The organism is Salipiger aestuarii, assembly GCF_003259905.1.
In the GTDB taxonomy this organism is placed as follows: domain Bacteria; phylum Pseudomonadota; class Alphaproteobacteria; order Rhodobacterales; family Rhodobacteraceae; genus Salipiger; species Salipiger aestuarii.
Genome location: NZ_QLMG01000053.1, coordinates 21,214 through 27,389, shown reverse-complemented (window position 1 = coordinate 27,389; position 6,176 = coordinate 21,214). Strand labels below are relative to the sequence as shown.

Sequence of the window (6,176 nt, the reverse complement as noted above, 5' to 3'; positions counted from 1 at the left end):
AAGTATTTGTTGTCGGCTGATCCGCCGACTCTTCCCCGCGGGAAGTTGGCATTCGCGGAGCCCAGCTTTCAGTCCCCGACCATCCCGGGGATCGGGACGAACGCCGAAATGGGCGCATTGTGGGTTCCGGCAAAAGTTCACATCCACCCCGAAAAACGGGAGTGGAAGCCGTCTCTTTCCGGCTGTCGCAGATTTTTGCGGGACAGACTTCACCTGAACCTGACACCTCCATTTCAGAGTTCCGTCAAGCTAAGTTTCTAAGGAAAGGATTGGCCACGATGTGGCCAACCGAAGTATTTTTTCCACACATCTGGTAAGGGGCTTGGATCCGTCGCGGCGCCCTTTTCTGTTTCCGAAACCCCGTGATCGGGCGCGGGAATTTCGGTTATAACATTCTTCGCTTTTGGGGTGGCCTAGATCCCCAGCGCGCAGCCGTCCTTGCGGGTGTCGCTGCCCCCGGTCAGAAACCCGGTTTCGGGATCAATGCGGATCGCCTGGCTGCCGCCGATGGGGCTGGACTGCACCGCCAGACGATGGCCGCGTGCCTCAAGCTCGACGCGCGCGCGCTCCGACACGCCCGGTTCGATTTGCAATACGCCGTCATGGGCAAAGCTGCGCGGGGCGTCCATCGCCTCTTGCACGCCCATTCCAAGGTCCAGCAGACCCGACAGGAACGCCGCGTGCCCGGCGGCTTGATACTGCCCGCCCATCACGCCGAACGGCATCACCGCCGCGCCATCCCTGCACAGCATTCCCGGAATGATCGTGTGCATCGGACGTTTCATCGGCGCGATCGCATTGGGGTGCCCCTCGATCAGCCGGAAGCTTGCGCCGCGTGAATGGAACAGCACTCCGGTCGCCGGGTCGAGCCGGGTCGAGCCAAACCCGTGAAAGATCGAATTGATGAAGCTTATCGCGTTGCCGTTCTTGTCGATCACGCACAGATAGATCGTGTCCTTGTGTTCCGGTTCGTCCCACAGAACAGGGGGCAGGGCGCGGGTCATGTCGATCCTGGCCGCAAGCGCATCCACAACCGCATCCGACAGCAGCACCCCGGTCACGTCCCTGGCCTGCGCCGGATCGGCGATCAGCGCGTCCCGGTGGTGATAGGCCAGCTTTGTCGCCTCGGCATGCAGGTGAATGCGGTCGGCCTCGGACAGATCCGCTCCCAGATCGAATTTCGACAGGATGCGCAGGATCAGCAGCGCCGCGAGGCCCTGTCCGTTGGGCGGGCATTCCACCACATCGTAGCCGCCATAAGGGGCGGAGATCGGGTCGGTCCAGATCGCGGCATCCTTGCCGGCGTGGAAATCTTCTTCGGTGTGCAGACCGCCAAGCGCGCGCAGATGCGCGGCCATCCTGGCAGCGGTCTCGCCCTCGTAGAATCCGGCGGCGCCTTTGGCCGCGATTTCGCGCAGGCGCGCGCCGACCAGCGGCTGGGCGTGGCGTTCCCCGGCCAGCGGTGCGCGGCCGTCGGGCAGAAACAGCGCGGCGGCATTCGCATCGCCGCTGACCAGTTCCGCATTCGCGGCCCAGTCCATGGCAACGCGCGGCATCACCGGATAGCCGTCTTCGGCATAGCGGATGGCGCTGGCAAAAATCCGGTCCAGCGGCAGCGAGCCGTGACTTTCATGCAGCAGGCACCAGGCCGAAATGGCGCCGGGCACCGTCACCGCGTGGGGGCTGGTTTGCGGGATCTCGTCGGTCAGGCCCGCCTTGCGCAGCGCCTCGACCGTCGCAGCGGCGGGCGCCCGGCCCGAGCCGTTCAACGCCTTAACCGGGCCGCCCTTCGGGGCATAAAGCGCGAAGCAGTCGCCGCCGATTCCGGTCATCAACGGATCGACAACGCATTGCACCGCCACGGCGGCAAGCGCGGCATCCACCGCGTTTCCGCCCGTGTTCAGCATCCGAAGACCGGCCGCGGTGGCAAGCGGATGCGATGTGGCGATCATCGCCTCTGTCGCGACCGGAGCGGGGCGGCGGGCTGAGAAGAAATCGAAGGTCATGTTCTCTCCTGTGGAATGGCCGTCGGGTTCCGTGAGTGGTGCAAGAGCGCCCCCTATGGCCTGCCCACACAGCGCCCCGACCCGGTCGCGGTCGGATCTGGATTCAATTAGACCCGACATGTATACATATGAAGGATTCGCACCGCCCGATCAACCGCCGATCCGCAGGAGCCCGCCCGCCCGTGAACATTCGCACCGCGCAAGACTGTCTGAAGGTCCACGCAGCCCAAACGATGGCCCGTCCTGCGGTGCCGCGAGGGAGCGTTCCGGCGGAGGGGCTGTTCGGGGGCAGGCAGGCATGCGACATCAGACCGCCGGCGCGGGGCGATTCCGGGCAAAACATCCTGGGCGGCGAACGCGACGCCGCGTTGACCGGGACAACAAGGAGAGACTGGGAATGGACATGACCCTGATGATCGAGCTGCTGCTCTTTCTCGTGGTGATCGGAGGCATCGCCGGCGTGCTCGCAGGGCTGCTTGGCGTCGGAGGCGGTGTCGTTCTGGTGCCCGCGTTTTTCTACGCGTTTCAGTCGATGGGCTACGGAGGGCCGCAACTGATGCAGGTTTGCCTGGCGACATCGCTGGCGACGATCGTCGTCACCTCGATGCGGTCGGTCGCGAGTCACAACCGCAAGGGCGCGGTCGACTGGGATGTGCTGAAAACCTGGGCGCCCGGCATCGTCATCGGCGCCGTTGTCGGAGTGATCGCGGCCTCGGCTCTGCGCTCGGTCACCCTGCAGTTCATCTTTGGCGGGCTGGGGCTGTTCATCGGGGCCTATATGGCGTTCGGCAAAACAAGCTGGCAGGTGGCCGAACGGATGCCCTCTGGCGGACGCCAGTTCCTGTTCTCGCCGGTGGTCGGGTTTCTGTCGGTGCTGATGGGAATCGGCGGCGGCAGCTTTGGCGTGCCGCTCATGAGCCTGCACGGAACGCCGATCCATCGGGCGGTGGCGACGGCTGCGGGCTTTGGGCTGCTGATCGCATTTCCCTCGGCGGTGGGCTTCCTGTTTGTGGACATCGCCGCCGACTCGCGTCCGCCCCTGACGATGGGCGCGGTGAACCTGCCGGGCTTTCTGGTGGTGATCGCGATGACCCTGCTGACCGCTCCGCTGGGGGTCAAGCTGGCCCATGCCACCAATGCCGCGCGGCTCAAGCGGTTTTTTGGCGGCTTTCTGATGCTTGTGGCGCTCAATATGCTGCGCAAGGCGCTGATGGGCTGATCGCCGCGCCGCATGCAAAAACGCCGGGCTTTTGACAAGGCCCGGCGTTTTCCCGTGTCGTGTTCTGCGCAGGCGCGCCTTAGCTTGCCGGCGTCTCGGGGGCACCGTTCGGTGCGGCGGGCTTGGGCGCGCCGGTCTTGCCGCGCGTGGACAGCGGATCGTCCTGGCGCTGCACGGAGCCTTCGAAATGGGCGCCGCTTTCGATCGCGATGGTCTTGTGAATGATGTCACCTTCGACGCGGGCGGTGGCGGTCAGCCGCACCTTGAGGCCACGCACGCGACCGACGATCCGACCGTTGATGACCACATCATCGGCGACAACCTCGCCCTTGATGGTGGCCGACTCGCCGATGGTCAGCAGATGCGCGCGGATGTCGCCTTCGACGGTGCCTTCGACGTTGATGTCGCCGGTGGTGCGCAGGTTGCCGGTGATGTGCAGATCGCTCGAGAGCACCGACGCCGGGGGCTTGGCCTTGGGGGGCGCCGTCGGCTTGAATTCCGGATTGGGAGTGCGCGGAGCTTCGGACGTGGGCGCCGGTTTCGGTGCGGTGTCGTCAGCCTTGTGCCCGGGCTCGTTGATCTTGCTCTTAGAAAACATCGTTTGCAGCCTTGATGTAGATCATGGGATTTACGGGCTCACCTCCGACGCGAACCTCGTAGTGAAGATGCGTCCCGGTCGACCGTCCGGTATTTCCCATATCACCGATGCGTTCCCCGCGCGAGACCCTTTGGCCGACCTTCACGCGGATTTTGGATTGATGGGCGTAGCGCGTCTCGATTCCGAAGGCGTGCTGGATCTTGACCAGCCGCCCATAGCCCGACTGCCAGCCCGCCCAAGTGACGACACCGTCGGCGGTGGCGTAGATCGGCGTGCCATGAGGCGCGGCGAAATCCGTGCCCGCGTGCAGGCGACCCCAGCGGCGGCCAAAGCCCGAGGTAAAGCGGAAGGCATCCTTGATCGGCACGGCGAAGGGCGCTTTCTGAGCGGCGATGCGGTACAGGTTCAGCTTGTCCATCTCGCCCAGAATACGGTTGGCGCGCTCGGTATCGGCGGACGGCTCTTCGCCACGGGTCGAAAAGGTCAACGGGGTCAGCGGGCCGCCCTGGCCGGAATACCCCTTGCGGACCTCGCCGATGATGCGGTCGGGGTCCATGCCGGCGGCGGTGAACATCTTGTCGAGCGGTTTGACCGAGACGGTCATCGCCTCTTCGAGTTGGCGGAAGATGCGGTCGTTCTTTTCTTCCATGAGGCGCAATTCGGTGGCCATGTCATCGGCGCGGACCAGCGCATCCTGCGCGTCGGCGACCACCTGGTCGCGCTGTTGGGCAGTGCGGGCCAGCGCCTCGGAGAGCAGATCGAGCGTGCCGTCAGCATCGCCACCGCCAAGCATCGCGACGTCGCCGCCGTCGATCTGGGCCTGAAGCGCGGCAAGCCGGTTGCCCACCTCCTTGCGGTCCTTCATGGTGTCGCGCAACGTGGTCTGGATCACGTCGATCCCGGTTTCCAGCTCGCGGCGGCGGGTTTCGCTGTCCAGCAGGCGGGCCTGCATCGAAGACACCTGCGCCAGGGCGGTGTTGAACCGTTCTTGCGCGGCCAGGGATTCGGCGGCGCGGCTGTCGCGTTCGTCCGACAGTTCGTTCAGGCGGCGCTGATATGTGATCTGATCGCGGCGCGCCTGTTCGCGGAAATTGCCCGCACTGATGCTGTCCATCAGCAGGATCGCCGTGGCGATGATCGCCCAGGACACCAGAAGCGCGCCGCCGAGATAGGCCGCCGCCTGGGTTTCGGGCCGCAGCCGGATAAACCGGGTATCGTTGTCCGATTTCAGAAAGAGCCGACGTTCCGGAAAAAATCGTTCCATCAGCGCATGGGTTCTGATCGCGAAACGCGTTCTCACCAGCTTGTCCCTTTTCCCGTCCCAACTTTTGGCGCGCGGCTCCCCAAAAACCGCGCCCTTGCGATGGGCTTAAAGGTGGGTCCGGGCGAGCGCAAGAATTTTGGGCGGATCATCGGCGGGGCGCCGCGAACCAGAGAAATTCCGGCAAAAATCCGCCGATGCCAAGGGGTTCGCCGTTTGGCTAAGGCGGATCGGACGGGTCTAGCCGGTGGCGAGCGGCCAGTAAAAATCGGGCGGCAGACCGGCTTCGGCGCGCTTTTCCTCGTTGAAGGGCGGCTTGAGCGTGCTGTGGAAATAGGTCCGGACAAGCCTGTGGAACGTCTCTTTGGGGTCCAGATCCTTGCGCCCGCAAAGAAAGTTGAACCATTTGGACCCGTAGGCGACATGGCCGACCTCTTCGGCATAAATGGTTTCGAGGGCGGCAACCGCGCTTGGCACCTTGGCGCTGCGGAACAGCTGAATCATGGCCGGAGTCACGTCCAGCCCGCGCGCCTCCAGCACCATCGGCACCACCGCGAGGCGTCCCATCAGATCGCCGGCCGTGTCTTCGGCGGCACGCCACATGCCCGCATGCGCGGGCAGGGCGCCGTAATGGCTGCCAAGTTCTTCGAGACAGTCGCACATCAGGTTGAAATGCTTGGATTCCTCGTCGGCGGCCCGCACCCAGTCGTCGTAATATCCCAGCGGAAAGGGCACATCGGAAAAACGCGCGATGATGTCCCAGTGCAGATCGACGGCGTTCAGTTCGATATGGGCCACCGCATGCAGCAGCGCGATGCGCCCCTGCGGCGAGCCGGGCTTGCGTTTGGGCACATCGCGCGGGTCCAGCAGGGCGGGACGGGCGGGGCGTGCGGGACGCAAGGGCGGCACCGCGGCGCCGATGTCCAGCGGCGCGCCCGCCGCGCGGGCAGCGCGCCAGGCGGCGGCATGGGCGTGCGAGCGGGCGGTCTTTTCGCGCCCGTCGGCGGTGGTCAGCACATCCAGCGCCATATCGCTAAGCGTTATCATCGGCGGGCCTTTCCCGGCGTTTTCGGGGGGCTCTGATTCGGGCTT

The 6,176-nt window shown here is 65.0% G+C and carries 5 protein-coding genes; 1 reads left to right on the top strand and 4 read right to left on the bottom strand.

The window, feature by feature from the left end; genetic code table 11:
* Positions 1 to 413 precede the first annotated feature (413 nt).
* Positions 414 to 2,006 carry a gamma-glutamyltransferase family protein gene (locus ATI53_RS19530; protein WP_009503334.1) on the bottom strand — a complete coding sequence of 531 codons (1,593 nt, stop codon included), beginning with the start codon at positions 2,004 to 2,006 and terminating at the stop codon, positions 414 to 416.
* 397 nt (positions 2,007 to 2,403) lie between these two features.
* Here ATI53_RS19530 and ATI53_RS19525 point away from each other — a divergent pair, with 397 nt between their 5' ends.
* The gene (locus tag ATI53_RS19525; RefSeq protein ID WP_009503333.1) at positions 2,404 to 3,225 is read left to right on the top strand and encodes a sulfite exporter TauE/SafE family protein; all 822 of its coding nucleotides are present in this window, start codon (positions 2,404 to 2,406) and stop codon (positions 3,223 to 3,225) included.
* A 79-nt stretch (positions 3,226 to 3,304) separates the two neighbouring features.
* On the opposite strand, the gene ATI53_RS19520 is transcribed toward ATI53_RS19525, so the two are convergent.
* From ATI53_RS19520 to ATI53_RS19510, 3 genes are all read right to left on the bottom strand, one after another.
* On the bottom strand, positions 3,305 to 3,823 hold the full coding sequence (locus tag ATI53_RS19520) for a bactofilin family protein (RefSeq protein WP_009503332.1): 519 nt from the start codon (positions 3,821 to 3,823) through the stop codon (positions 3,305 to 3,307).
* Positions 3,813 to 5,123, bottom strand: a complete 1,311-nt coding sequence (locus ATI53_RS19515) for a M23 family metallopeptidase (protein ID WP_111551154.1) — start codon at positions 5,121 to 5,123, stop codon at positions 3,813 to 3,815. Before ATI53_RS19515 ends, ATI53_RS19520 begins: the two co-directional genes overlap by 11 nt.
* Before the next feature lie 201 nt (positions 5,124 to 5,324).
* Complete coding sequence (locus ATI53_RS19510) at positions 5,325 to 6,131, bottom strand: ferritin-like domain-containing protein (protein ID WP_111551153.1); 807 nt, start codon at positions 6,129 to 6,131, stop codon at positions 5,325 to 5,327.
* Between the last annotated feature and the right edge of the window lie 45 nt (positions 6,132 to 6,176).